Annotated in this window: 22 protein-coding genes; 9 read left to right on the plus strand and 13 right to left on the minus strand. The window is 63.7% G+C overall.

Annotation, left to right across the window (positions count from 1 at the left end):
• Positions 1-66: 66 nt before the first annotated feature.
• Together ACSAMP_RS06045 and hpf are read left to right on the plus strand one after the other, a co-directional pair.
• A complete protein-coding gene (locus ACSAMP_RS06045) occupies positions 67-1,227 on the plus strand; it encodes an amidohydrolase (RefSeq protein ID WP_457799823.1) in 1,161 nt (386 codons plus the stop codon).
• Between the two features lie 137 nt (positions 1,228-1,364).
• On the plus strand, positions 1,365-1,916 hold the full coding sequence (hpf, locus tag ACSAMP_RS06050) for a ribosome hibernation-promoting factor, HPF/YfiA family (protein WP_457799824.1): 552 nt from the start codon (positions 1,365-1,367) through the stop codon (positions 1,914-1,916).
• Positions 1,917-1,981: 65 nt separating this feature from the next.
• On the opposite strand, the gene ACSAMP_RS06055 is transcribed toward hpf, so the two are convergent.
• The 10 genes from ACSAMP_RS06055 to ACSAMP_RS06100 all read right to left on the minus strand — a co-directional run bounded on the left by ACSAMP_RS06055 (position 1,982) and on the right by ACSAMP_RS06100 (position 12,912).
• A complete protein-coding gene (locus tag ACSAMP_RS06055; RefSeq protein ID WP_457799825.1) occupies positions 1,982-2,974 on the minus strand; it encodes a biotin--[acetyl-CoA-carboxylase] ligase in 993 nt (330 codons plus the stop codon).
• A 261-nt stretch (positions 2,975-3,235) separates the two neighbouring features.
• Positions 3,236-4,909, minus strand: a complete 1,674-nt coding sequence (ftsH, locus tag ACSAMP_RS06060) for an ATP-dependent zinc metalloprotease FtsH (RefSeq protein ID WP_457799826.1) — start codon at positions 4,907-4,909, stop codon at positions 3,236-3,238.
• Positions 4,848-5,108, minus strand: coding sequence for a hypothetical protein (locus ACSAMP_RS06065; protein WP_457799827.1), 261 nt, complete (start codon positions 5,106-5,108; stop codon positions 4,848-4,850). The genes ftsH and ACSAMP_RS06065 overlap by 62 nt, the downstream gene beginning before the upstream one ends.
• Before the next feature lie 38 nt (positions 5,109-5,146).
• A complete protein-coding gene (gene hpt, locus ACSAMP_RS06070) occupies positions 5,147-5,695 on the minus strand; it encodes a hypoxanthine phosphoribosyltransferase (RefSeq protein WP_441796666.1) in 549 nt (182 codons plus the stop codon).
• 28 nt (positions 5,696-5,723) lie between these two features.
• Positions 5,724-7,124 carry a tRNA lysidine(34) synthetase TilS gene (gene tilS / locus ACSAMP_RS06075; protein ID WP_457799828.1) on the minus strand — a complete coding sequence of 467 codons (1,401 nt, stop codon included), beginning with the start codon at positions 7,122-7,124 and terminating at the stop codon, positions 5,724-5,726.
• 12 nt (positions 7,125-7,136) lie between these two features.
• Entirely contained in the window at positions 7,137-8,492 is a 1,356-nt protein-coding gene (dnaB, locus tag ACSAMP_RS06080) for a replicative DNA helicase (RefSeq protein ID WP_457799829.1), read from the minus strand.
• 119 nt (positions 8,493-8,611) lie between these two features.
• Positions 8,612-9,058: a 50S ribosomal protein L9 gene (gene rplI, locus ACSAMP_RS06085; protein ID WP_457799830.1), complete on the minus strand. Its 447-nt coding sequence runs from the start codon at positions 9,056-9,058 to the stop codon at positions 8,612-8,614.
• A 60-nt stretch (positions 9,059-9,118) separates the two neighbouring features.
• Complete coding sequence (locus ACSAMP_RS06090; protein WP_457799831.1) at positions 9,119-11,101, minus strand: DHH family phosphoesterase; 1,983 nt, start codon at positions 11,099-11,101, stop codon at positions 9,119-9,121.
• Between the two features lie 112 nt (positions 11,102-11,213).
• Complete coding sequence (locus ACSAMP_RS06095) at positions 11,214-11,957, minus strand: NTP transferase domain-containing protein (protein WP_457799832.1); 744 nt, start codon at positions 11,955-11,957, stop codon at positions 11,214-11,216.
• Positions 11,958-12,228: 271 nt separating this feature from the next.
• On the minus strand, positions 12,229-12,912 hold the full coding sequence (locus ACSAMP_RS06100) for a thiamine diphosphokinase (RefSeq protein WP_457799833.1): 684 nt from the start codon (positions 12,910-12,912) through the stop codon (positions 12,229-12,231).
• 272 nt (positions 12,913-13,184) lie between these two features.
• Between ACSAMP_RS06100 and ACSAMP_RS06105 the strand changes: the two genes are divergently transcribed.
• From ACSAMP_RS06105 to ACSAMP_RS06135, 7 genes are all read left to right on the plus strand, one after another.
• Positions 13,185-14,327, plus strand: a complete 1,143-nt coding sequence (locus tag ACSAMP_RS06105) for a cysteine desulfurase family protein (protein WP_457799834.1) — start codon at positions 13,185-13,187, stop codon at positions 14,325-14,327.
• A 39-nt stretch (positions 14,328-14,366) separates the two neighbouring features.
• Positions 14,367-15,755, plus strand: coding sequence for an MATE family efflux transporter (locus ACSAMP_RS06110; RefSeq protein WP_457799835.1), 1,389 nt, complete (start codon positions 14,367-14,369; stop codon positions 15,753-15,755).
• Positions 15,756-15,989: 234 nt separating this feature from the next.
• On the plus strand, positions 15,990-17,078 hold the full coding sequence (gene hrcA / locus ACSAMP_RS06115; protein WP_457799836.1) for a heat-inducible transcriptional repressor HrcA: 1,089 nt from the start codon (positions 15,990-15,992) through the stop codon (positions 17,076-17,078).
• Positions 17,079-17,097: 19 nt separating this feature from the next.
• A complete protein-coding gene (gene grpE, locus ACSAMP_RS06120; RefSeq protein WP_441796656.1) occupies positions 17,098-17,652 on the plus strand; it encodes a nucleotide exchange factor GrpE in 555 nt (184 codons plus the stop codon).
• Positions 17,653-17,748: 96 nt separating this feature from the next.
• Positions 17,749-19,605, plus strand: coding sequence for a molecular chaperone DnaK (gene dnaK / locus ACSAMP_RS06125; protein WP_457799837.1), 1,857 nt, complete (start codon positions 17,749-17,751; stop codon positions 19,603-19,605).
• A 193-nt stretch (positions 19,606-19,798) separates the two neighbouring features.
• Entirely contained in the window at positions 19,799-20,965 is a 1,167-nt protein-coding gene (gene dnaJ / locus ACSAMP_RS06130) for a molecular chaperone DnaJ (protein WP_457799838.1), read from the plus strand.
• 240 nt (positions 20,966-21,205) lie between these two features.
• Positions 21,206-21,373: a hypothetical protein gene (locus tag ACSAMP_RS06135; protein WP_441796653.1), complete on the plus strand. Its 168-nt coding sequence runs from the start codon at positions 21,206-21,208 to the stop codon at positions 21,371-21,373.
• Between the two features lie 52 nt (positions 21,374-21,425).
• On the opposite strand, the gene ACSAMP_RS06140 is transcribed toward ACSAMP_RS06135, so the two are convergent.
• The 3 genes from ACSAMP_RS06140 to acrA all read right to left on the minus strand — a co-directional run bounded on the left by ACSAMP_RS06140 (position 21,426) and on the right by acrA (position 24,205).
• A complete protein-coding gene (locus ACSAMP_RS06140) occupies positions 21,426-22,004 on the minus strand; it encodes a dipicolinate synthase subunit B (RefSeq protein WP_457799839.1) in 579 nt (192 codons plus the stop codon).
• A 29-nt stretch (positions 22,005-22,033) separates the two neighbouring features.
• A complete protein-coding gene (dpsA, locus tag ACSAMP_RS06145; protein WP_457799840.1) occupies positions 22,034-22,909 on the minus strand; it encodes a dipicolinate synthase subunit DpsA in 876 nt (291 codons plus the stop codon).
• 183 nt (positions 22,910-23,092) lie between these two features.
• The gene (gene acrA / locus ACSAMP_RS06150) at positions 23,093-24,205 is read right to left on the minus strand and encodes an acryloyl-CoA reductase electron transfer subunit beta (RefSeq protein ID WP_457799841.1); all 1,113 of its coding nucleotides are present in this window, start codon (positions 24,203-24,205) and stop codon (positions 23,093-23,095) included.
• Positions 24,206-24,226 lie beyond the last annotated feature (21 nt).

The following is a 24,226-nucleotide window of genomic DNA, read 5'->3' on the forward strand; positions in this document are numbered from 1 at the left end:
GCGGACCTCTGTGTCCGCCCGCCATGCAGCCACATGATTTACAACAATACACGAAGGAGACCGATCATGCTTATCATCAACGGTATCGTCCACACCATGGACGGACAGACCATTCCCCGGGGCTTTGTGGCCGTGTCCGGGGGGAAGATCGCCCGGGTGGGGGCCATGGAGGACTGCCCCGCCAATTGGGAGGGGGAGACGGTGGACGCCGGGGGGGACCACGTGCTGCCCGGCTTTATCGACGCCCACAGCCACCTGGGGATGTTTGGGGACGCGGTGGGCTTTGAGGGGGACGACGGCAACGAGGCCACCGACCCCTGCACCCCCCATCTCCGGGCCATCGACGCCATCTATCCCCAGGACCGCTGTTTTCAGGAGGCCCGGGAGGGGGGCGTGACCACGGTGCTCACCGGCCCCGGCTCGGCCAACCCGGTGAGCGGCCAGTTCGCCGCCATCAAGACCGCCGGGCGGTGGGTGGACGAGATGATCGTCAAGGCCCCGGCGGCCATGAAGATGGCCCTGGGGGAGAACCCCAAGTGCGTGTATAACGAGCGGCACGAGACCCCCGTCACCCGCATGGCCACGGCGGCCATCATCCGGGAGAACCTGTCCAAGGCCCTGGAGTATGGGGAGAAGCTGGACCGGGCGGAGGAGGACGAGGACGAGGAGCGCCCCGACTTTGACCCCAAGCTGGAGGCCCTGCTGCCCGTGGTCCGGGGGGAGCTGCCCGTCCACATCCACGCCCACCGGGCCGATGACATCGCCACCGGGGTGCGCATCGCCAAAGAGTTCCACTTAAAGTGCGTCATCGTCCACGGCACCGAGGGCCATCTGCTGCCCGAGCTGCTGGCATCGGAGGGCATCCCCGTCATCACCGGACCCAGCCTGGGGGACCGGTCTAAGCCCGAGCTGCGGAACATGACCATCGAGAACCCGGCCAAGCTGGCCGGGGCGGGGGTGGACATCGCCATCTGCACCGACCACCCGGAGACCCCCGTGCAGTATCTGCCCATGTGCGCCGCCCTGGCGGTGAAGGGCGGACTCAGCCGGGAGCAGGCCCTGGCCGCCATCACCATCGGGGCCGCCCGCATCGCGGGCATCGCGGACCGGGTGGGTTCCCTGACGGCGGGGAAGGACGCGGACATCGTCATCACCCACGGCGACCCTCTGGACATGCTGTGCCAGGTGCGCAAGGTGTGGATCGACGGGCGGCTGGTGAAGGGCTGAGAGAAACCGGCGTGACCTTGTGAAAAATTTCTAAAAAACAGTGGCATATCTGTGCGCTTTGTGGTATAATACCAACCAAGGAAGGAGCCATCCTCCCTTTGGGAAACCAGCCCTTCGGGGTGAAAGGAGCGAAAGATATGAAGTTCGTGTTTACAGACAAAAAGGTCACTCTGCCCAATTCCATCCACGCCTATGCGGAGAAGAAGGTCGGAAAACTGGACCGCTTCTTCAAGGAGGACGCCACCGCCACCATCACCTTCAGCGTGGAGAAGGAGCGGCTGAACCGGGTGGAGGTCACCATCCGCTCCAGCGGGACCATCTTCCGCGTGTCTGAAAGCACCTCTGATATGCACGCCTCCATCGACGCGGCAGTGACCACGCTGGAGCGTCAGATCCGCAAGAACAAGACCCGCCTGGAGAAGCGGCTGCGCCAGGGCGCCTTTGAGCGTGCGCTGGACGTGGAGGACTTCTCCTCCTTCGCCCCCGACGAGCCGGAGGAGGGCGAGTATCACATCGTCCGCAGCAAGACCTTCCCCATCAAGCCCATGACCCGGGACGAGGCCATTTTGCAGATGAACCTGCTGGGCCACAGCTTCTTCGCCTTCCGGGACGAGGACGCCGACGGGGCCTTTGCCCTGGTCTATCGCCGGTATGACGGGGACTATGGTCTCATCGAGGACGAGCTGTAAGTCATAACAAATACTTCGGGGGACCGTCATAAGACGGTCCCCCGTTTTTGCACTTGTTTTAAAAATCAGACGTAGCCGTACATGCCACGCACCGAGACCTCCCCGGCGGACAGGGCCTTGCGGGTGCCGTCCTCCAGCTCCACCACCAGGCGGAACTGGTCGTCGATCTCCACGGCATAGGCCTCCTGCCGGGAGACGGGGGTGACCAGCTGCACCCGGTTGCCCGGGGTGAGGCAGTCGGCCCGATACTGGTCCAGATACTTCTGCTTGTCCTGGGGGAAGCTGCGGTACATCCGGTCCAGGGCATGGATGACCTCTGCCGCCAGTTCCACCCGGCGGACGGGGTGGCCCAGCTCCATGGCGAGGGAACCGGCCATGTCCCGGATGTCCGGGGAGAAGTCCTCCGGGGTGTGGTTCACGTTCATGCCGATGCCCGTGACCATATATTGCAGACTGTTGGTCTCGCTCTCCAGCCCCAGCTCGGTGAGGATGCCCACCAGCTTGCGGCCATTTAAGACGATGTCGTTGGTCCACTTGATCCGGGGGCGGACGCCGCAGGCGGCTTCGATGCCGTCGCACACGGCCACCGCCACCCAGGCGGTGAAGTCAGTGACAGCGGCGGGCTCCAGATGGGGGCGCAGCAGGGCGGACAGATAGAGTCCGCAGCCCCGGGGGGACTGGAAGGAACGGCCCAGGCGGCCACGGCCCCCGGTCTGCTCCTCCGCCAGCACCACCAGGCCCTCCGGCGCCCCCGCCATGGCCCGGCGCTTGCACTCGGTGTTGGTGGAGTCGATGACGTCCAGACAGGCCAGCTGACTGCCCACCAGGCAGCCCGCCAGAGGTCCGGCCAGCTCCCCCTCCCGCACCCGGTCGGGGGCGGACTGGAGACAATAGCCCCGGTTGGGGGCGGAGGAGATCACATACCCCTCCTGCCGCAGGGCCTCGATGGCCTTCCACACCGCAGCGCGGCTGACCCCCAGCTGGCGGCTCATGGCCTCTCCGGACAGGGACTGATCAGGGTGTTCCCGCAGCAGGGACAGCACTTTTTCCCGACTCATATATTCTCCTCCGTTTCAACAGAACTGTTTTTCTCTATTATAAAAGTTGCGCCCGCTATCGTCAACCGCTTTTCCGGGGGGCGATACAACGGGAGAAGCATAAAGACGCCCCGGAGCCGAAGTGAAATCGGTTCCGGGGCGTGGGTTTTTATAAGCCTTCCCCACCCAGGGGGCCGATTCCCCTTATCAAGGGGAAATGTCCCAAAGGGACAAAAGGGATAGGGCAGGTGCCCCCGAAGGGGGCGGAGAGGGTCATCAACATTACTCCTGATACCCCGCCAATTCCGGGTCGTCGGGCTGGGTGAAGACGTGGTCGAAGGTCTGGGCGTCCATGGTCTCGTGGTCCAGGAGGTAACGGGCGGTGATGTCCAGCTGATGGCGGTGCTGGGTGAGGATGTCCCGGCAGCGGGCGTGGGCCCGGTCCACGATGTCCTTGACCTCCTGGTCGATCTGGGCGGCCACCTCCTCGGAATAGGTGCGGGCCTGGGCCATGGAGCGGCCCAGGAAAATTTCATCGCTCTCGCTGCCATAGGCGATGGCACCCAGCTTTTCGCTCATGCCGTATTTGGTGACCATGGCACGGGCGATCTCCGAGGCCTTTTGAATGTCGCTGGAGGCCCCGGTGGACACGTCCTGGAGGACCAGCTCCTCGGCCACCCGGCCGCCCAGGCAGACGGCGATGCGCTCCTCCAGCTCCTTCTTGGACAGATAGGCCTTGTCCTCGGTGGGCAGGGAGATGGTCATGCCCCCGGCGGGGCCACGGGGGACGATGGTGATCTGATGCACCGGGTCCTGGGTGGGCAGTTGGTGGATGACCACGGCGTGGCCCGCCTCGTGATAGGCGGTGAGACGGCGGGCGTGGTCGGTGACCACCCGGCTCTTCTTCTCCGGCCCGGCGATGACCTTCAGCATAGCCTCGTGCAGGTGGGCGGCGGTGATGAACTGGCTGTGCTGCCGGGCGGCCAGCAGGGCGGCCTCGTTGAGCAGGTTGGCCAGGTCCGCCCCGGTAAAGCCCGCGGTGGCCTGGGCAATCTGGGCGAGGGACACGTCCTCGGCCAGGGGCTTACGTTTGGCGTGGACCTTCAGGATGGCCTCACGGCCCCGGATGTCGGGCAGACCCACATAGATCTGCCGGTCAAAGCGGCCCGGGCGCAGCAGGGCGGGGTCCAGGATGTCCTGGCGGTTGGTGGCGGCCAGGACGATGACCCCCTCGTTAGAGCCGAAGCCGTCCATCTCCACCAGCAGCTGGTTCAGGGTCTGCTCCCGTTCGTCGTGTCCGCCCCCCAGGCCGGCGCCCCGGCGGCGGCCCACGGCGTCGATCTCGTCGATGAAGACGATGGCGGGGGCTTCCTTCTTGGCCTGCTCGAACAGGTCCCGGACGCGGGACGCGCCCACGCCCACATACAGCTCCACAAAGTCAGAGCCGGAGATGGACAGGAAGTGGACCCCGGCCTCCCCGGCCACCGCCTTGGCGATGAGGGTCTTGCCCGTGCCGGGAGGGCCCACCAGCAGCACGCCCTTGGGGATGCGGGCCCCCAGGGCGGTAAAGCGCTCCGGGTCCCGGAGGAACTCCACGATCTCCTGAAGCTCCCCCTTCTCCTCCTTGGCCCCGGCCACGTCATTGAAGGTGACGGGCTTGCTCTGGTCGGACAGGGTGCGGGTGCGGGCGTGGCCGAAGCGGTTGGCCCCGGGAGGGCCTCCGCTGGCAGCGGCCCGCTGGCGGAAGATGACAAACAGGAACACACCGGCGGCGGCCACCATGAGCACGGGGCCGATGAGGGAGTACCACCAGGCGTTTTCGATGCCGGGGGGATAGTCATAGCCCTTTAAAATGCCGTCGGCCAGCTGCTGGTCGATGAGCTGGTGCATGTCGTTATAGAAGAAGTCGGTGCGGGCCAGCTCGTAGGTGAAGGTGGAGGTCTTCGTCCGAGCCACCCTCGTCCCGCAGGGTGAGGGTGAGCACGTTGTCCTTCAGGGTGAAATACTCCACCCGCTCCTGGGTGAAATAGGTACGGATCTGGCTGTAGTCCGGGCCGTCCTCCCAGTCCGCCCGCTGGAGATAGGAGACGGAGTAGAAGACCACGGCGAAGAGGATGAGATACAGGGCGATGTCCCGGGGCGTGATACGTCTCATGGATGAACGATCCTTTCCTGCGTGAAGATGGGGCAGGCTCAGCCGCCGTAGACCCGGGGCTTGAGGATGCCGATGTAGGGCAGGTTGCGGTATTTCTCGGCGTAGTCCAGACCATAGCCCACCACAAAGGCGTCGGGGATGGTGAAGCCGGAGTAGTGGACCTCCACAGGCTTCACCCGGCGGTCAGGCTTGTCCAGCAGGGTGCACAGGCGGATGGAGGCGGGGTGGCGGTTCTCCAGGATCTTCAGCAGATAGCTCAGGGTGTTGCCGCTGTCCAGGATGTCCTCCACCACGATGATGTGGCGGTCAGAGATGTCCTCAGACAGGTCCTTGGTGATCTGCACCTGGCCGCTGGACTTGGTGCCCTTGCCATAGGAGGAGACGGCCATAAAGTCCAACGTGCAGGGTAGGTCGATGGCCCGGCACAGGTCGGCCATGAAGACGAAGGAGCCGCGCAGGACGCTGATGAGCATGATCTCCTTGCCCTGATAGTCGGCGGTGATCTGCTGGGCGATTTCCCGCACCCGGTTTTTCAGCTGCTCCTCGCTGAAGAGCACCTCTTGAATGTCGTTGTCAAAAATGGACATAACAGTATCTTCCTTTCACGTGTTTTCGTTATCTTCTGCCCCGTGGGGCTTTTGGATGAATCGGATGTGCCAGGCGGGCTGGCCAGGTTTTGGAATATGCTCTGCCGATGGCCCCAGGCCCGCCACGGCGGCGACGCCGCAGGGGGCGGCCAGCACGGGCAGCAGGTCCCGGCGGGGCGCGGGGTATCTTCTCGTCGATGAGCCACTTTTTCACCGTCTTCTCCGGCCTGCCGGGCAGGCGCAGCCGATCCCCGGTCTGCCGGGGGCGGAGGGTGAGGGGGGCTTCGCTCTGGGCCAGCCAGAGGTCGAAGGGCGTCTGCGTCTCCCCCTGATAGGGGGCCGCACTTACCTCCACCGTCCAGGGTCCAGCTTGGATCACACCGGGCAGGGGGAGGGAGCAGACAGGCAGCGTTTCCTGAGCGGCGGGGGAGAGGACCAGGGCGTCATACTCCCGTCGGGCGATGAGACCGTGGGGCAGGGAGATCTTGGCCGAGGGTCCACCGGTGCGGCACAGGGCCAGGACGGACTCCAGATGGACGGCGGAGCCGGTCCAGTCCCCGCTGCACAGGGCGTCCAGCAGCTGGCGCAGGGCGCGGACGGCCAGGGGGCCGGGGGCCTGGGCCAGGGCGGCGGCGGGGATGGCCAGACCGCCGTCCCGACGGACGGCACGGCCGGAGACGGCCCGGGCCTGGTCGGACAGATAGTCCTCGTCCGCCCGGAGGCGGGCGGCCAGATCGGAAACGCGGGGGGCGAAGCCGGGAAACAGGCCCTCTAACACGGGGACCACCTGGTGGCGGATGCGGTTGCGGGCGTAGGCGTCGTCAAAATTGGTGCGGTCCTCCCGGTGGGGGAGGGCGTAATAGCGGAGATAGTCCTCAATCTCCCGCCGGGTGGTGGTGAGCAGGGGGCGGATCAGATCGTCCCGGCGGGGGGCGATGCCCGTCAGCCCTCGCAGCCCGGAACCCCGGGAGAGGTGAAAGAGGATGGTCTCGGCGTTGTCGTCGGCGGTGTGGGCGGTGGCGATGAGATCGGCCCCCGCCTGTTTGGCTGCCTGACGGAGAAAGGCGTAGCGCAGGACGCGGGCGGTCTCCTCCACGCCGTGCCCGGTGCGGGCGGCCTCTTTCCCCACGTCGCCCTTTGCTTGGTACAACTGTACCGGCGGCAGCACCCGCCCGTCGGGCAGACGCTGCGCTCCGCAGCAGAGAGAGACGAATTGTTCCACAAATTTGGCGTCCCGTGTGGAATCTTCTCCCCGCAGGCCGTGGTCATAGTGGGCGGCGGAGAGAGAGAAGTTCAGGATGGGCCGCAGGTGATACAGGGCGTGGAGCAGGCAGACGGAGTCAGCTCCGCCGGACACGGCGCACAGGACATGGCTGCCCGGGGGCAGGAGGGCGGCGGAGGAGATGAGTTGTCGCATTTGCTCCAGCATGGCCGGGCCTCCTTAGGATTCGCTGTGCTGCCACTCGATGTCGCTGAAGGAGGTGAAGTCGGGCAGCCATTGCAGCTCGATGGTGCGGGTCTCGCCGTGGCGGTTTTTGGCGATGATGCACTCGGCCAGGTTGGGGTTCTCTGTGTCCTTGTTGTAATAGCCCTCCCGATAGAGGAACATGACGATGTCGGCGTCCTGCTCGATGGCGCCCGACTCACGCAGGTCAGACAGCATGGGCCGCTTGTCCGTGCGGGACTCGTTGGCACGGGACAGCTGGCTTAAGCACAGGACGGGGACGTTCAGCTCCTTGGCCATGATCTTCAGGGAGCGGGAGATGTCAGAGACGATCTGCTGGCGGTTCTCCCCCTGGCGGGTCTTGCCCCCGGCGGACTGCATCAGCTGGAGGTAGTCGATGACCACCAGCCCCAGGTCCTCTACCCGGCGGCACTTGGCGTTGATGTCGGCCACGGTGACGGAGGAGTCGTCGTCGATGAGGATGCGGGAGTGGTTCAGGGAGTCGGCGGCCACGGCGATCTTGTCCCAGTCGTCGTCGGTGAGCTTGCCGGTGACCAGCTTTTTGTTGTCCACAAAGCACTCGCTGGAGATAAGGCGCAGGGCCAGCTGTTCCCGGCTCATCTCCAGGGAGAAGAAGGCCACCTGCTTGCCCGATTTTTTGCCCGCGTCCAGCAGGATGTTCAGGGCCATGGAGGTCTTGCCCATGCCGGGGCGGGCGGCCAGGAGGATGAGGTCGGACTTATTCAGGCCCGAGATGGCCCGGTCTAAGTCCCGCAGGCCGGTGGACAGGCCGGGGATGGCGCTGTCGCTGGCGGCCAGCTCGGCCAGGCGGTCATACACGTCGATGATGACGTCGGAGATGGGGGTCAGGCCCCGGGCCGAGCGGCCCTGGCGGATGGCGTAAATGCGCTGCTCCGCCGCCTCCAGAATGTCCTGCCCGGTATCAGAGCCCTGGCGGACCATGTTCAGCAGGTCCCCCGCCGTCTCCGCCACCCGGCGCTGAAGGGTGTTGTCCTTCAGGATGTCGATATACTCTTTGACGTTGGCGGCGGTGGGGGTGGTGTCCATGAGCTGAAGGAGATAGCCCCGGGACTGGTTCTCGTCATAGACGCCGTTTTGCTTCATGTTCTCCAGCACCGTGACCGGGTCGATGGTCATGGAGTAGTTGAACATGGAGTAGATGGTCTCGTAGATGTCCCGGTTCTGCTGGAGATAGAAGTCGTCGGGACGGAGCTTGTCGATGACCTCGGGCACACAGCGGGGGTCGATGAGCATGGAGCCCAAAACGGCCTGCTCGGCCTCTACGCTGTGGGGCAGCTGGCGCAGCAGCAGCTCCTCCTCTTCCGTTGCCATAGGGATCGCCTCCATATCTGGATCAAGCTGGATCAGGAAAAATAAAAACAGGAAAAGTGAAGAAACGCGGCCAGGGTTCAGGTGGCCGCGTTTTTGTCCGCTTTAGGAGCGGGAGAGATTCAGGCTTCGGTGACCATGACGCTGACGGTGCCCACCACTTCATAGCCCAGCTTGGCCTTGATCTGATAGCCGCCGCAGGCCTTGATGGGCTCGTCCAGGACCAGCTTGGTCTTGGCGATGTTCACGCCGTGCTGCTGGGAGAGGGCCTCGCTGACCTCCTTGGCGGTGACGGCGCCGAACAGACGGCCACCCTCGCCGGCCTTGGCGGCGATCTTCACGGTCAGGTCCTTCAGCTTTTTGGCGGTGGCCTCGGCCTCGGCCTTCTCGGCGGCCTCCTGAGCCTTGCGGGCCTTCTCCTGGAGCTTCATGGTGTTCAGGTTTTCGGCGGTGGCGATGACGGCCAGCTTTTTGGGCAGCAGGAAGTTGCGGGCATAGCCGTCGGACACCTCCACCAGCTGGCCCTTCTTGCCCTGGCTCTTTACGTCCTGTGTGAGAATGACTTTCATAGTTAAAACCTCCAGTAGATGTCTTGTGCTTTCCGCCCCGCAGGGGCGGGAAACACGAATTTATTTCTCGAAGTATTGATCGATGGCTTCTTTCAGCTCCTGGGCCACCTCGTCCACGCTTTTGCCGGACACCTGGCCCCCTGCCGCCGCGGCGTTGCCGCCGCCGCCCAGTTTTTCCAGAATGACCTGGACGTTGGTGTCCCCCATGGAGCGGGCGGACAGGTTGACCTTGTCCCCCTCGGGGGCGATGACGAAGGAGGTGTCGATGCCCATGATGTTCAGCAGCTCGTCGGCGGCCTGGGCGGCGATGATCCGGCCCACTGGCTGGCGGCTGACGGCCAGGGCGATGTGGTCCCGATAGAGTTGGGCGTTCTGGATGAGGGCATATTTGGCCACCGTGTCGGCCAGGTCGTTCTGATAGAGCTTTTTCACCTTGGCAGTGTCCGCGCCGGAGCGGCGGAGGAAGGCTGCCGCCTCGAAGGTGCGGCCACCGGTGCGCATGGTGAAGTTCTTGGTGTCCAGCACGATGCCGGCCAGCAGGGCCTCGGCCTCGGACCGCAGGATCTGGTTGGGCTCCACAATGTATTGCAGCAGCTCCGTGACCATCTCAGAGGCGGAGGAGGCATAGGGCTCGTGATAGTTCAGGGCGGCGCCTTCGATATAGGTGGCGGCCCGGCGGTGGTGGTCGATCACGGCCACCCGGTTGCAGGACTCCAGCAGCTCCGCCGCCTGGACCTGGTCGGGCCGATTGGTATCCACCACGACAGCCAGGGAGCGGGAGTCGGCGATGAGCAGGGCCTCCTGGGCGGTGAGGAAGCAGTCCTGATACTCGGGCAGGGGGGCCAGGCGGTCGATGAGCTCCTGAGCCGGGGGCGGCGAAGCCTCCTTGATGATGTGGACGGGGACGCCGTTTTTCCGGCACAGGGCGCACACGCCCGCCGCCGCGCCGATGCAGTCGTTATCCGGGGAGCGGTGGCCCATGATGAACACCTGGGAGGAGTCGGACACCAGAGCGGACAGGGCGTTGGCCATGACCCGGCTCTTTACTTTCGTGCGCTTCTCCGTCTCCTTGGAGCGGCCGCCGTAAAACTCGAAGGTGAACTTGTTGCGGATGACGGCCTGGTCGCCGCCCCGGGACAGGGCCATGTCGATGGACAAGTTGGCAAACTGGAACAGCTCCCGATAGTTCTCCCCGTCCTTGCCCACGCCGATGGACAGCGTGGCGTTGATGCCGCTGGGGTTGACCACCTGGTGGATGGCGTCCAGAATGTCGAACTTGTCTTCAATGAACTTAGCCAGATATTGCTCGTCAAAGACGAAGAGATAGCGCTCCCGCTGATAGCGGCGGAGCATACCCCCGGACTCGGCCACCCACTCGTCCAGGCGGGCGTCGATCTCAGACACCAGGGCAGAGCGCTGGTTCTCCGTCAGGTTTTTCATCAGCTCGTCATAGTTGTCCAGCAGCAGCACGGCGGCCACGGGGCGGGTGGCCTGATACTGGTCCCGGATGAGGGAAAACTCGGTCACGTCCACCCAATAGGTCGTGGCCAGAAAGCCGCCGCTGCGGCCCCCGGTGCGCACCAGATGGCCAAAGACCAAAAACCGGCGGCTGCCATACTCCACCTCGGTGGGGCACTCGTTTTTGCCCTCCATGAGCCACCGGGAGTCGAAGCCGGGGATGAGGGCGGACAGCTTGGCGTCGAACAGGTGCTCCCGCTCGCCGGTGAGCTGGAGAAAGCGGTCATTGGTCCAGATGATGTCGTCGCTCTCCGGGCGGAAGATGATCATGGGCAGGGGGGAGTTGGCCATGGTGTCTTTGGTGGCGGTGTCCACCGTGCCGGTGACGTTTTCCAGATAGCGGGCGATCTCCCGGCGGCAGCGATTAGAGTGCTGCCGGCTGTAGACAGACAGGGCCAGGACCACGGCCAATTCGACCACGGCCAGGGGGATGGAGAAAAAAGCGGAGATCAGGGCGAACAGGACCAGACAGACGAAATACAGCTGAAAGCTGGGTTGAAGCAGCCGCGCAAGTTTCCGGTTCAATGGAAATGTCTCCTTTCATAGGCGGGACGAGGCCCACGTCACTCCCCCGCACGGGGAGAAAAGGGGAAAATACAAGCCATTATAACAGATGCGGCGGGGGAAAACAAGTCTGTCAGCCCTGGGCACGGAGCAGCTGCTCCACCTGCTGAAGCTGCTCCACCGTGTTCACGCCCAGCATCTCGTCGGGGGCGCAGGTGTCGCACAGGCCCACCCGCAGGCCCTGGGCCTTCAGCAGGGCGGGGACGTCGGTGAGGTACAGCTCCCCCTGGGCGTTGTTGTTGTTCAGCTGGTCCAGCACCCGCAGCAGGGCGGGGACGTGGAAGACATAGGTGCCGGTGTTCACCTCGGTGACGGCGGCCTGCTCCGGGGTGCAGTCCCGGGCCTCCACGATGCAGCGGAAGGTGCCGTCATTCTCCCGCAGCACCCGGCCATAGCTGCCCCCCTCGTCCAGGCGGGCGGAGAGCATGGTGCAGGCGTTGCCCTGACTGAGATGGGTGTCCACCAGGGCGCGGAAGGTCTCCTGCCGCATCATGGGCGCGTCGCCGCAGCAGACGATGAGATGGCCGTCGAAGCCCTTCAGCAGGGGGGCGGCATACTGCACGGCCCCGCCGGTGCCGTTTAACGTCTCCTGCACGGCGTGGGGGTACTGGGGGAAGGCCTCCAGCACCTTCTCCTTCTTCCAGCCCACCACCAAAATGATATCCTCCGGGGGGAGGAAGGACAGGCCCCGCAGCACATAATAGAGCATGGGGTGGCCGTCCGCCTGACGCATGACCTTGGGCAGGTCGATGCCCTCGGTCTGCAAACGGGTGCCCTTGCCGGCGGCCAGCACCAGGGCCTTTACATTATGATCCATGTGAAAGTCTCCTTTGTTGATTTGGGGGTCTTAAAGCCATCGAAAGCCGGTGTAGGGGCGGCTATCAGCCGCCCGACGTGTCGGCGCTCCGGTGTCGCGGGCGGATGATATCCGCCCCTACAGAAGCTTTGTTCTTTCAACCGGAATCCCCCCGCCGCTTTGCGGCCCTCCCCCCTTTGACAAGGGGGGCTGATGATGCGGCCTTTTAGGCCCCCTTGTGAAAGGGGGCTGGCATCGCCAACGGCGATGACTGAGGGATTCGTCCTCTGATTTACAACGCTTCGCCCCTGGTCCAGAGCTTGGGCAGGCGGAGGTAGAAGTCCCCCTTGTCCTCCCAGACCAGCAGCAGGCAGCCGTCCTTGACGGAGACGGCGGCGGGCTGATCGGGAAGAAACTCGTTGCTCACGCCGATGGGGAAGCTGCTGGTCATGTTATAGTCGGTGAGGGGGTATTTCAAATTGGACAGGGTGACCCCGTGGGCTGCGCCGCTGCTGCACAGCACGGACAGATAGCCGGACATGGCGGGGGGGAAGGTGAGGGAGCCGTCCCGCAGGGCGGTGACGACGGTCTTCTCCCCGGCCAGAAAGCCCACGGCCCCCTGGGTGCTCAGCCAGTCCAGCAGCTGGAGGTTGCCCAGGGTGTGCTCCAGCCGCCCGCCCAGGCCGCCCAGCAGCACAAAGCGGCGATAGCCCATGTCCAGGCCCCGGCGCAGGGCGAAGACCATGTCGGTGTCGTCCTTCTCGGCGGGGAGCCGGGTGACGTTGGGGTGCTGGGGCGTATAGCCCAGGGAGTCGAAGTCCCCCACCACCAGGTCGGGGGTGACACCATAGGCCATCAGGGAGTCATAGCCCCGGTCGGCGGCAATGACATAGTCCCCGGGGGCGGGGGAGGGGCGCAGGGACAGGGACAGAGACATGGCCCCCACTACGTAACAGATGCGGTCTTGATTTGCCATAACGGACCTTCCTTAATTCACTGCGTTTTCTGATCCACCGCCGCCGGGAAAGGGGATCATATCGGGTTCGGCGGCTTGAGGTGGAGCGAATCAAATTCATTATAGCACAGATGCTCCCGCTTTTGAAATAGGAAAGACATATTTGGGGCCCTTTTCTGCAAAATTTCCTGGGGGAGCCGTTGACTTTCCTGATGGCAGCAGATAGAATGATAACGCGATTAGAAAAACGGGCGGCTTTGGCCGCCCTTGATTTTCATACAGGAGACAAGAACATGACGGGACATTATTTGGACAACGCGGCCACCACCCCCGTGCGGGCGGAGGCGGCTCAGGCGGCCATGAAGGCCATGACGGAGGAGTGGGGTAATCCCTCCGCCCGCCACGCCCTGGGCAGCCAGGCGGCGGAGCGGGTGAAGCAGTGGCGGAGCGAAGTAGCCGCCGGACTGGGCTGTCTGCCCGAGGAGGTGGTGTTCACCTCCTGCGGCACCGAGAGCGACAACTGGGCCATCCGGGCCGCCGCAGAGCTGGGCAAGCGGAAGGGGAAGCACATCATCACCACCGCCATCGAGCACGCGGCGGTGCTGGAGCCCTGCCGGGCCCTGGAGCGGGAGGGCTATGAGGTGACCTATCTCCAGCCTGACCGGAGCGGGAATATTACCGCCCGGCAGGTGAAGGAGGCCCTGCGGCCGGACACCATTCTGGTGTCCATGATGCTGGTGAACAACGAGCTGGGCACCATTCTCCCGGTGGCGGAGACGGCCCGGGTACTGAAAGAGGCCGGCAGCGGGGTGCTGCTCCACTGCGACGGGGTGCAGGGCTTTTTAAAGGTGCCCTTTACCCCGAAAGAGCTGGGGGTGGACATGCTGAGTATCAGCGGCCACAAGATCCACGCCCCCAAGGGCATCGGGGCCATGTATATTCGGAAGGGCCTGAAAATTTCGCCCTTCATCCGGGGCGGCGGACAGGAGAACGGTTTGCGCTCGGGCACCGAGGCCACGGGGCAGCTGGCCGCACTGGCCGCCGCCGTTACCGCCGGACGGGCCACCCTGGAGCGGGACCTGGCCGCCATGGCCGACCTGAAGCAGTATGCCGTTGATCGGCTAAAGAGCGCCGTCCCCCGGGGGAAGGTGCTGGTGGAGGGGGGCGCGCCCCACATTTTGCCCATCAGCCTGGTGGGCTATAAGAGCGAGGTGGTGGTGCGCTTTTTAAGCGACCGGGGGGTGTATATCTCCTCCGGTTCCGCCTGCCACAAGGGCAAGCCCAGCCATGTGTATGCCGCCCTGAAGCTCCCAAAAAAGGAGCAGGACGGAGCCCTGCGGCTGAGCTTCTCCTATGACACCACCCGGGAGGATATCGATGCCCTGGTGGAGGGACTGCAGGCGGCTCAGGCGCAGCTGTTCCCCTCTATGTCTTAACTTGCGGCCCAAGAGGCCCTAACAGGAAGGAGAGAGACCGTGTTTTCTTATATGAAGCAGCGGCCTGGTTTTTATAAAGAGGTGGTGGCCCTGGCCACCCCCATCGTGCTGCAAAACTTGATCACCAGCGCCCTGGGCATGGCGGACACTTTTATGGTGGGTATGCTGGGGGAGACCCCCATGGCGGCGGTGGCCCTGGCCAACATTCCGCTCTATGTAGTGCAGCTGTTTATCTTCGGCGTACAGAGCGGCGCCACCGTTTTGCTGAGCCAATATTGGGGCAAGCAGGACATGGGCGCCATCAATCGGGTGATGGGCGTGTCCATCTGGATCGCCGTTTCCATCACGGCCCTGTTTGCCGGCATATTGCTGGTGTGTCCCATCCCCTTTTTAAGCCTGTTCGGCAACCAGGGGGAGGTCATTGCGCTGGCCGCCCAATACGGCAAGCTGGCCGGGCTGTCCTATGTCTTTTCGGCGCTGACCATGATGTATGTCACGGCCTATCGCAGTATGGAGCGCCCTCAGCTGGGTCTGTATATTCTGATGGTATCCATGACGCTGAACACCTTCTTGAACTGGGTGTTTATTTTCGGCAATCTGGGCGCGCCCGCCTTGGGAGTGCGCGGTGCGGCCCTGGCCACCCTCATCGCCAGAAGTGCGGAACTGGTCATCGTGGTGGTGCATCTGCTTACGACAAAATTCTTCCGGGTGCAGCCCGCTCTGGTGCTGCTGCCCGGCCTGGATATGGTCAAACGATTTGTCCGCTATGGCGGCCCGGTGGTGTGCAACGAGACCTTGTGGGGACTGGGCACCTCTATGTTCGCCACGGTGATGGGTCACATGGAGGGCTCCACCGAGATATTGGCCGCCTATACCATTGCGGGCAACGTGGAGAAGATCTGCATGGTGTTCTCCTTTGGCATCGCCGCCACCGCGGCCATCATCATCGGCCGGGAGATCGGTGCGGGGCGGACTGACCAGGTATACAACACCGGCCTGACTCTGAACACACTGGCCGCCCTGTGCGGAGCCTGTCTGGGGGTGCTGCTGTGGCTGTTTGCCCGGTTTGTTGCTCCAGTGTGGGTATTCCCCCTGTTCCACCTGTCCGAGGGGGCGGAGTCGGTGGCTACCATGATGATCACCGTGATGGCCCTGTATATGACGCTGAAAGACTTTAACAGCGTGAACATCGTGGGCGTGCTCCGGGGCGGCGGCGACGTGCGGGCGGCCACCCTCATCGACATCGGCCCCCTGTGGACCTGCGCCATCCCCTATGCCGCCATCTGCGGCCTAGTGCTGCGTCTGCCCGTGCTGTGGGTGTATCTGGCCTTCCCCCTGGAACAGGTCATCAAGTGTTCGATGGGCATCAGCAGACTGCGCTCCGGGAAGTGGATCAGAGATGTGACGGGGGTAAAAACGATGGAGTGAGTTAGCCTTCCCCTCATCCGTCACGGCTTCGCCGCGCCACCTTCCCCCAGGGGAAGGCATCTGTAATAAAATTAGCAATGCCGGGGCTTTTCTGCAAGGGAAGCCCCGGCGTTGTTTTGTTTAAAATAAATTCATAAAGTGCCTATTGACAATTCTCCACCCCGGGGGTATATTATCTTTAGCACTCGGGAAGAGTGAGTGCTAAGAAACGAAAGCGAAAGGAACGGCGGCGCAATGGAACTGACAGAACGGAAAAAGCGAATATTGCAGGCCATTGTAGAGACCTATATCGAGACCGCCGAGCCGGTGGGCTCTAAGGTCGTGGCCGAGAAGGCCCGGCTGGATGTGTCCACCGCCACCATCCGAAATGAGATGGCCGACCTGACGGAACTGGGGCTGCTGGAACAGCCCCACACCTCCGCCGGACGCATCCCCTCCGCTGCAGGCTATCGCCTGTATGTGAACGAGCTGATGGACCGCCACCAGCTGACCCTGCAGGAGACCGAGCGGATCAACCAGGCGCTGAACGTGAAGATGGAGGAGCTGGACCGGGTCATTGACCGGGCGGGCAAAGTCCTCTCCCAGATCAGCGACTACCCCGTGTTCACTGCCGCCACAGTGAAAGACCAGGTGACGGTGAAGCGGTATGACCTGCTGGTGGTAGAGGAGCGGGCGTTCATCGCCGTGGTCATGACGGACAACAGCGTGGTGAAAAACAAGCTGGTCCACGTGGCCGAGCCGGTGTCTGACACCCAGATCCAGCTGCTGTCCGCCGTGCTGAACAGCTCCTTTGTGGGCGTGTCCCGGGAGGAGATGGAGCAGACCCTGGATAAGATGGAGACCCGGACGGCGGCTGCCGCCTTTGACCTGATCTCCATCGTGGTACAGTTCGCCCAGGAGGTGCTGGCCGAGCAGGGGAACCAGATGGTCCATACCTCCGGCATCGCCCACCTGCTGGAGCACCCGGAGTATCACAGCCTGGACAAGGCCAAGCCCCTGATGACCTATCTCAGCGAGGAGAAGGACGCGTCCAAGCTGCCGGTGCCCATGACGGGCAAGAACATGGATATCCTCATTGGTCCCGAAAACGTCAGCGAGGCCCTGAAAGACACCAGCGTGGTGATGGCCAGCTATGACATCGGGGACAATATGAAGGGCGTGATCGGCGTGGTGGGTCCCACCCGCATGGATTATGCCAAGGTGACGGCCCGCCTGTCTTACTTTGCCGAGAGCCTGACCAAGATGTTCGGCAAGGGAGAGCTCCCCGCCGGGGAGAAACAGCAGGAGCTGGGGCCGGAGCATCTGGACGAGAATGAGAACTAGATAAAAGGAGCGCACAGCTATGAGCAAGAAGGAAAAGCAGAACGAGACGCTCCAGCAGGAGCCCGTGGTGGAGGAGCAGGACGTCAAGCAGGAGGCGGCAGCCGAGCCTGAGGAGACGGCAGTCGATCCGCTGCTGAGCGAGCTGGAGTCGCTGAAGGACCAGGTGGCCGGGCAGGAGGACAAATACCTGCGCCTGGCGGCGGAGTATGACAACTACCGCAAGCGTACCGCCAAAGAGAAGGAATCCCTGTGGACCGACGTGAAGGCGGACACCGCCGGGGCCTTCCTCCCCGTGTACGACAACCTGGAACGGGCCCTGAAACAGGACACCGCCGACGAGGCCTTTAAAAAGGGCGTGGAGATGACCATGAACCAGCTGAAAGAGGTCTTGACCAAGCTGGGCATCACCGAGATCCCTGCCCAGGGCCAGCCCTTCGACCCCAAGTATCACAACGCGGTGATGCATGTGGAGGACGAGAGCCTGGGCCAGAACGTGGTGGCCGAGGTGTTCCAAACCGGCTTTCAGTGCGGCGAAAAGGTCATCCGGTTCGCCATGGTGAAAGTGGCAAACTAAAAAATAGTTTTCCCCATCCGGCGGTAAGACCGGCGGGGAAATGACGATAGTTACTTTGTAAACAACACACTTTTTCATATATTGGAGGAATTGATTATGTCTAAGATCATTGGTATCGACCTGGGTACTACGAATAGCTGCGTGGCGGTGATGGAGGGCGGCGACGCCGTGGTCATCCCCAACGCGGAAGGCAACCGGACCACCCCCTCTGTGGTGGCTTTCTCTAAGGACGGCGAGCGGATGGTGGGCCAGGTGGCCAAGCGCCAGGCCATCACCAACCCCGACCGCACCGTGATCTCCATCAAGCGTGAGATGGGCACCGACTATAAGGTGGACATCGACGGCAAGAAGTACACCCCTCAGGAGATCAGCGCCATGATCCTGCAGAAGCTGAAGTCTGACGCCGAGGCCTATCTGGGCCAGCCCGTCACCGAGGCGGTCATCACCGTCCCCGCTTACTTCACCGACGCCCAGCGTCAGGCCACCAAGGACGCCGGCAAGATCGCCGGTCTGGACGTGAAGCGTATCATCAACGAGCCCACCGCCGCGGCCCTGGCCTATGGCGTGGACAAGGAGACAGCCCAGAAGGTCATGGTGTATGACCTGGGCGGCGGCACCTTTGATGTGTCCATCCTGGACATCGACGACGGCGTGATCGAGGTGCTGGCCACCGCCGGTAACAACCGCCTGGGCGGCGACGACTTTGATAAGTGCGTGATGGACTGGATGGCCGCCGAGTTCAAGAAGGCCGAGGGCGTGGACCTGACCGGCGATAAAGTCGCCATGCAGCGCCTGAAGGAGGCCGCCGAGAAGGCCAAGATCGAGCTGTCCGGCGTCACCTCCACCAGCATCAACCTGCCCTATATCACCGCCGACGCCACCGGCCCCAAGCACCTGGACCTGACTCTGAGCCGTGCCAAGTTCGACCAGCTGACCGCTCACCTGGTGGAGGCCACTGCCGGTCCTGTGCGTCAGGCTCTGTCCGACGCGGGCCTGAGCGGCAACGACCTGGCCAAGGTCCTGATGGTGGGCGGCTCCAGCCGTATCCCCGCCGTGCAGGACATGGTGAAGAAGCTGACCGGCAAAGAGGGCTTCAAGGGCATCAACCCCGATGAGTGCGTGGCCATGGGCGCTGCCCTCCAGGGCGGCGTGTTCACCGGCGACGTGAAGGACCTGCTGCTGCTGGACGTCACCCCCCTGTCCCTGGGCATTGAGACCATGGGCGGCGTGATGACCAAGCTCATTGACCGCAACACCACCATCCCCGTGAAGAAGAGCCAGACCTTTACCACCGCCGCCGACAACCAGACCTCCGTGGAGGTCCACGTGCTCCAGGGCGAGCGTGAGATGGCTCAGTACAACAAGACCCTGGGCCGCTTCAACCTGGACGGCATCGCTCCCGCCCGCCGGGGCGTGCCTCAGATCGAGGTCACCTTCGACATCGATGCCAACGGCATTGTGAACGTGTCCGCCAAGGACCTGGGCACCGGCAAGGAGCAGCACATTACCATCACCTCCTCCACCAACATGTCCAAGGACGACATCGACAAGGCCGTGAAGGAGGCCGAGCAGTTCGCCGCCGAGGATGCCAAGCGCAAGGAAGAGGTCGACATCCGCAACCAGGGCGACCAGATGGTCTATCAGACCGAGAAGACCCTGGAGGAGATGGGCGACAAGATCCCCGCGGGCGACAAGGCCAGCGTGGAGGGCGCCCTGGGCAAGCTGAAGGAGACCCTGAAGGGCACCGACACCCAGGCCATCAAGAACGCCACCGAGGAGCTGACCAAGGCTTTCTACGCCGTGAGCGAGAAGCTGTATGGCCAGCAGGGCGGCCAGGCCGGTCAGCCCGGCCCCGACATGGGCGGCCAGGCCCAGCAGGGCGGCGCTTCCGCCGGTCCTGACGTGGTGGACGCCGACTATGAGGTCGTGGACGACGACAACAACAAGAAGTAAGCCTCTGGAGGAAATAAGACCCTCTGGAGCGCCGAATACAAGAATATTGCTTCGGTGGGGCGGGAGGTATCCTTCCGCCCCACTCGGGGCGTTCAGGCGGGCGCATAAGGTCGCTCCGCCGTGGGGAACGCGGCGAGGGGACGCACAGAGCGTCCGCCGTTTTCGTCCCTCCTGATACAGAAGGTGAAGAGATATGGCAGAACAGAAACGAGATTTTTATGAGGTCCTGGGCGTGAGCAAGACGGCCACGGACGAGGAATTAAAGAAGGCCTACCGCAAGCTGGCCAAGAAATATCACCCGGACATGAACCCCGGGGATAAAGAGGCCGAGGCCAAGTTCAAAGAGGTGAACGAGGCCTATGAGGTCCTGTCTGACAAGGACAAGCGGGCCAAGTATGACCAGTTCGGCCACGCGGGGGTGGACCCCAACTTCGGCGCCGGTGGATTTGGCGGCGGCGGGTTCGACATGGGGGACATCGACCTGGGCGACCTGTTCGGGTCCTTCTTCGGCGGCGGCTTTAGCGGGGGCGGCTTCGGCGGCCAGCAGCGGGCCAACGCCCCCCAGCGGGGGGAGAGCCTGCGGGCCAACCTGACCATCTCCTTTGAAGAGGCTGCCTTTGGCTGCAAGAAGGAGATCGAGCTCACCCGCACGGAGGAGTGCCAGGACTGCCACGGCTCCGGCTGTCAGCCCGGCACCACGGCGGAGGTGTGCCCCGACTGCCGGGGCGCGGGCGTGGTGCGCATCCAGCGGGGCGGCGGCGGCTTCGCCTTTACCAGCACGGCTCCCTGTCAGCGGTGCCGGGGCACGGGCAAGATCGTCCACAGCCCCTGCAAGAGCTGCGGCGGCGCGGGCGTGGCGCGGAAGAAGCGCCGCATCGAGGTGAACATCCCCGCCGGCATCAACGAGGGCCAGGCCATCTCCGTCCGGGGCCAGGGCAACGCGGGCAAGAACGGCGGCCCCTCCGGCGATCTGATCGTGGGCATCCGCATCCGGCCCAGCAGCATCTTCCAGCGGGAGGGCAACACCGTGCTGTATGAGCAGACGGTGTCCTTCTATCAGGCAACCATGGGCGCGGAGCTGGAGATCCCCACCATCGACGGCAAGGTGAAGTGGACCCTGCCCGCCGGGACACAGCCGGGAACGACTTTCCGCCTGAAGGGCAAGGGCATCCCCACCCTTCAGGGCCGTGGCCGGGGCGACCAGTATGTCACCGTGAAGGTGAAGGTGCCCACCGGCCTGACCGGGGAGCAGAAGGAGGCCCTGCGGGCCTTCGGCGCGGCCATGGGCGAGGCTGTGGGCGCGGCGGAGGAGGAGTCCGGCCTGAAGGGCTTCTTCGACAAGCACAAGAAAAAGAAATAAGGCAAGACGCTGATAAGCGCCGCGTCCTTCCTGAGACTGGAAGGGCGCGGCGCTTTTTGCGCGCTGGACTTAATATGCAGCGGGTCAGACTTTATAATGCAAAGCGCGGACTTTAAAATATTAAGAAATCGTTAAAAATACTAGTCAAAACGAAAATAAGATATATAATATAGACAAGGAAGAAAAGAGAACTCCAACAGGAGTTGTCGAAACCCACAATACCGGAGAAAGGAGCAGGAGATGTTAGCGCTGCTGGAAAACGTATTTTATGCAAGGATGAGTTTGATGTTCCTCATCGTGGTGATCGCCCCCATCGTGGCCATGGCCGTGACCAGCGGGATCTATTTCCTGCTGGACCTGCTGGGCTTTTTCGGCGGGCACCTCTTCGGAAGAAGGATGGGCACGTGACATAGTCAGAAACGCGGGCGGCTCCCCAATTCGGGGAGCCGCCCTTTTGCGTTTACGGTGTGGTCAGCAGGGGCTGGAGCTGGTATCCCTCTAAAGCCGCCTGGGCGGCGGTGGGGACCAGGGTGAAGTCGGCCACCAGGGAGGTGGGCTTGTGCAGGGGATCGTCCTGGCCGAAGGGGACAAAGTAGATGTATTTCCGGGCCAGCAGCGCCCCGATGGCGGCGGCGGAGGCGGACAGCCCGCCGTTGGTGGAGGGGGCGATGAGCAGGGGGCGGCCATTGCGCAGGTGGGCCTTGGCGGCCATGGTCACGCTGGAGTCGGTGACCCCGGCGGCCAGCTTGCCCAGGGTGTTCCCCGTGCAGGGGCAGAGGATGAGCAGGTCCAGCAGCTTTTGGGGGCCGATGGGCTCGGCGGCCTTTACCGTGGAGATGACCCGGTGGTCGCAGATGCGCTCCATCTCCCGCATCAGGTCGTGGGCGTTGCCGAAGCGGGTGTCGGTGGCGGCGGTACACTCTGACACGATGGGGACCACGTTTCTCCACCGGGCGCGGACCTGTTCCAGGGCGGCCATGGCCCGGGCGTGGGTGCAGAAGGAGCCGCACATGGCAAAGCCAACTGTCTTTTCTTCCAAAAAGATCCCTTCCTTTCAAACGGTGGGGCTCATCGCCCCAGCTCCTGGAGCATATTATAGATGGCGGTCTGGATGGCCGCCCCGGCGGTGACGGGGGCTACTTTTCCCGGCAGAGCCAGGGCCCAGATGACGGCCAGGCCCAGTTCCCCCGCCGCGGTCTGGTCCACGCCCCCGGGCTTGGAGGCCAGGTCCAGGATCAGGCAGTCGGGCTTCAGGTCCTCCAGCTCCCGCCGGGTGAGGACGGGGGCGGGGATGGTGTTTACCACCAGGTCATAGCCGCATAGCCAGCCCGCCAGGTGGCTGAGAGGCTGGGGGTCGAAGCCCATGGCCTGGGCCCAGGCCAGCTGATCGTACTTCCGGGCGGCTACGCTCACCCTGGCCCCCAGGGCGGCAAAGCGCTGGGCGGTGATGCGGCCCACCCGGCCAAAGCCCAGCACCAGCACTCGGGAGCCGTGGATGGTGATGGGCAGGTGCTCCATGGCCAGCTGCACCGCCCCCTCCGCCGTGGGCACCGCGTTGGCCACCGCCAGCTCCTCCCGGGCGAAGTAGTCGTGGATGGTCAGCCCCCGGGCCTGGGCCAGGGCGCGGGTGTCCGGGTCCACCCGCCCGCCGCACAGGAATTGCCGGGGGGACAGGCGGTCTAGGATGGGGGCAAGGGGATGCTCCGCCACTGACAGAGGGGCGTTGAGCAGTCCATCCCCCAGGCTGACCGTAAGGGGCAGCACCACGCAGTCGGCCCGGGCCAGGCCGCCCAGGTGGTCCTCCGGGACCAGACCGGAGAGGAGCTCGCCCCCGGCGTCCAGGGCGTAGACATGGACGGTGTGGCTGTCCTGGGAGAGCAGCTGGGCCAGGCGGAGCTGGCGCATGTCGCCCCCCACCACCCAAAAATTCAGTTCATGGTTCATAGCGGACCTCCCATATTCGTACTGCCCCAGATTATGCGGGGAGGCGGGGAGGGGTGAAAAGCAAAGCGGGCGGCCAAAGGCCGCCCTTACAGGTGGCTGACGATGGCCGGTGCGGTGAAATAGGCATAAAAAGCCCCGCTTTCCAAATCGGAAAGCGGGGCTGAACGCTCTGAGAGCAGCTGCTTACTTGGCAGCCTTGGCGGCCTTGATGGCCTCGATGAGCATGGGGGTGACCTTGAACAGATCGCCGCAGATGCCGTAGTCGGCAACCTCGAAGATGGGGGCGGTCTCATTCTTGTTCACGGCGATGATGCACTCGGAGTCCTGCATACCAGCCTTGTGCTGGATGGCGCCGGAGATACCCAGGGCAACATAGATCTTGGGGTGAACGGTCTTGCCGGTCTGGCCGACCTGGTGGTCAGCGGACATCCATCCGGAGTCCACCACGGCACGGGAAGCGCCCACGACGCCGCCCAGGACCTCGGCCAGCTCCTCAGCCAGCTTGATGCCGCCGTCCACGTCCTTGGAGATACCACGGCCCACGGAGACGACCACGTCAGCGCCGATCAGGTCGACCAGCTTCTTGGCGGCCTTGACGACCTCCACGACCTCGGTCTGCATGTCGGCCTCGGTCAGGGAGACAACGGGCTTGATGATCTCGCAGGCGTCGGCCTTGGCCTGATCGAAAGCGGCCTTCTTCATCACGCCGGGACGGACAGTGGCCATGGCGGGACGGAAGCGGGGGCAGATGATGGTGGCCATCAGGTGACCGCCGAAAGCGGGACGGGTCATCTTCAGGTTGCGGTCATCCTCCTTGATGCTGTCGATGGCAGCGGGGGCCAGGGTGGAGGACTCGCGCAGGAAGTCCTTGTACTTGGGCACGTCGATGTCCAGGTGGGTGCAGTCGGCGCACAGACCGGTGTGCAGACGGGCAGCGCAGCGGGGGCCCAGATCGCGGCCAATGTTGGTGGCGCCGATCAGCATGACCTCGGGCTTGTACTCCTCGATGGTGTCGCAGATGACCTTGGTGTAGCCGTCGGTGGTGTAGTTGGCCAGCAGGGGGTGGTCGCAGACATAGACGCCGTCAGCGCCATAGCCGCCCAGATCCTTGGCGATGCCCTCCACGTTGTGGCCCAGCAGGATACCATACAGCTTGGTCCCCAGCTCGTCGGCCAGCTTGCGGCCCTCGGAGATCAGCTCGAAGGAGGTGGGCATCATGGTGCCCTGACGCTGCTCACAGAAAACCCACACGCCGCCCTTGAAGGCAGCGATATCAGCGCTATTGAAAGTAGACATATTCTTCCGTTCTCCCTTCTA

Source organism: Flintibacter sp. SJQ-8 (genome assembly GCF_054108085.1).

Excerpts from the sequence above, each read along its gene's own strand:
- ACSAMP_RS06055 (WP_457799825.1), bottom strand. The coding sequence starts at position 2,974 with ATGAGTCGGGAAAAAGTGCTGTCCCTGCTGCGGGAACACCCTGATCAG.
- ACSAMP_RS06095 (WP_457799832.1), bottom strand. The coding sequence starts at position 11,957 with ATGGATCATAATGTAAAGGCCCTGGTGCTGGCCGCCGGCAAGGGCACC.
- dnaK (WP_457799837.1), top strand. The coding sequence starts at position 17,749 with ATGTCTAAGATCATTGGTATCGACCTGGGTACTACGAATAGCTGCGTG.
- rplI (WP_457799830.1), bottom strand. The coding sequence starts at position 9,058 with ATGAAAGTCATTCTCACACAGGACGTAAAGAGCCAGGGCAAGAAGGGC.
- hrcA (WP_457799836.1), top strand. The coding sequence starts at position 15,990 with ATGGAACTGACAGAACGGAAAAAGCGAATATTGCAGGCCATTGTAGAG.
- tilS (WP_457799828.1), bottom strand. The coding sequence starts at position 7,124 with ATGCTGGAGCAAATGCGACAACTCATCTCCTCCGCCGCCCTCCTGCCC.
- ACSAMP_RS06100 (WP_457799833.1), bottom strand. The coding sequence starts at position 12,912 with ATGGCAAATCAAGACCGCATCTGTTACGTAGTGGGGGCCATGTCTCTG.
- hpt (WP_441796666.1), bottom strand. The coding sequence starts at position 5,695 with ATGTCCATTTTTGACAACGACATTCAAGAGGTGCTCTTCAGCGAGGAG.
- ACSAMP_RS06065 (WP_457799827.1), bottom strand. The coding sequence starts at position 5,108 with ATGAGACGTATCACGCCCCGGGACATCGCCCTGTATCTCATCCTCTTC.
- hpf (WP_457799824.1), top strand. The coding sequence starts at position 1,365 with ATGAAGTTCGTGTTTACAGACAAAAAGGTCACTCTGCCCAATTCCATC.
- dnaJ (WP_457799838.1), top strand. The coding sequence starts at position 19,799 with ATGGCAGAACAGAAACGAGATTTTTATGAGGTCCTGGGCGTGAGCAAG.
- ACSAMP_RS06135 (WP_441796653.1), top strand. The coding sequence starts at position 21,206 with ATGTTAGCGCTGCTGGAAAACGTATTTTATGCAAGGATGAGTTTGATG.
- ACSAMP_RS06105 (WP_457799834.1), top strand. The coding sequence starts at position 13,185 with ATGACGGGACATTATTTGGACAACGCGGCCACCACCCCCGTGCGGGCG.
- acrA (WP_457799841.1), bottom strand. The coding sequence starts at position 24,205 with ATGTCTACTTTCAATAGCGCTGATATCGCTGCCTTCAAGGGCGGCGTG.
- ACSAMP_RS06045 (WP_457799823.1), top strand. The coding sequence starts at position 67 with ATGCTTATCATCAACGGTATCGTCCACACCATGGACGGACAGACCATT.
- dpsA (WP_457799840.1), bottom strand. The coding sequence starts at position 22,909 with ATGAACCATGAACTGAATTTTTGGGTGGTGGGGGGCGACATGCGCCAG.
- grpE (WP_441796656.1), top strand. The coding sequence starts at position 17,098 with ATGAGCAAGAAGGAAAAGCAGAACGAGACGCTCCAGCAGGAGCCCGTG.
- dnaB (WP_457799829.1), bottom strand. The coding sequence starts at position 8,492 with ATGGCAACGGAAGAGGAGGAGCTGCTGCTGCGCCAGCTGCCCCACAGC.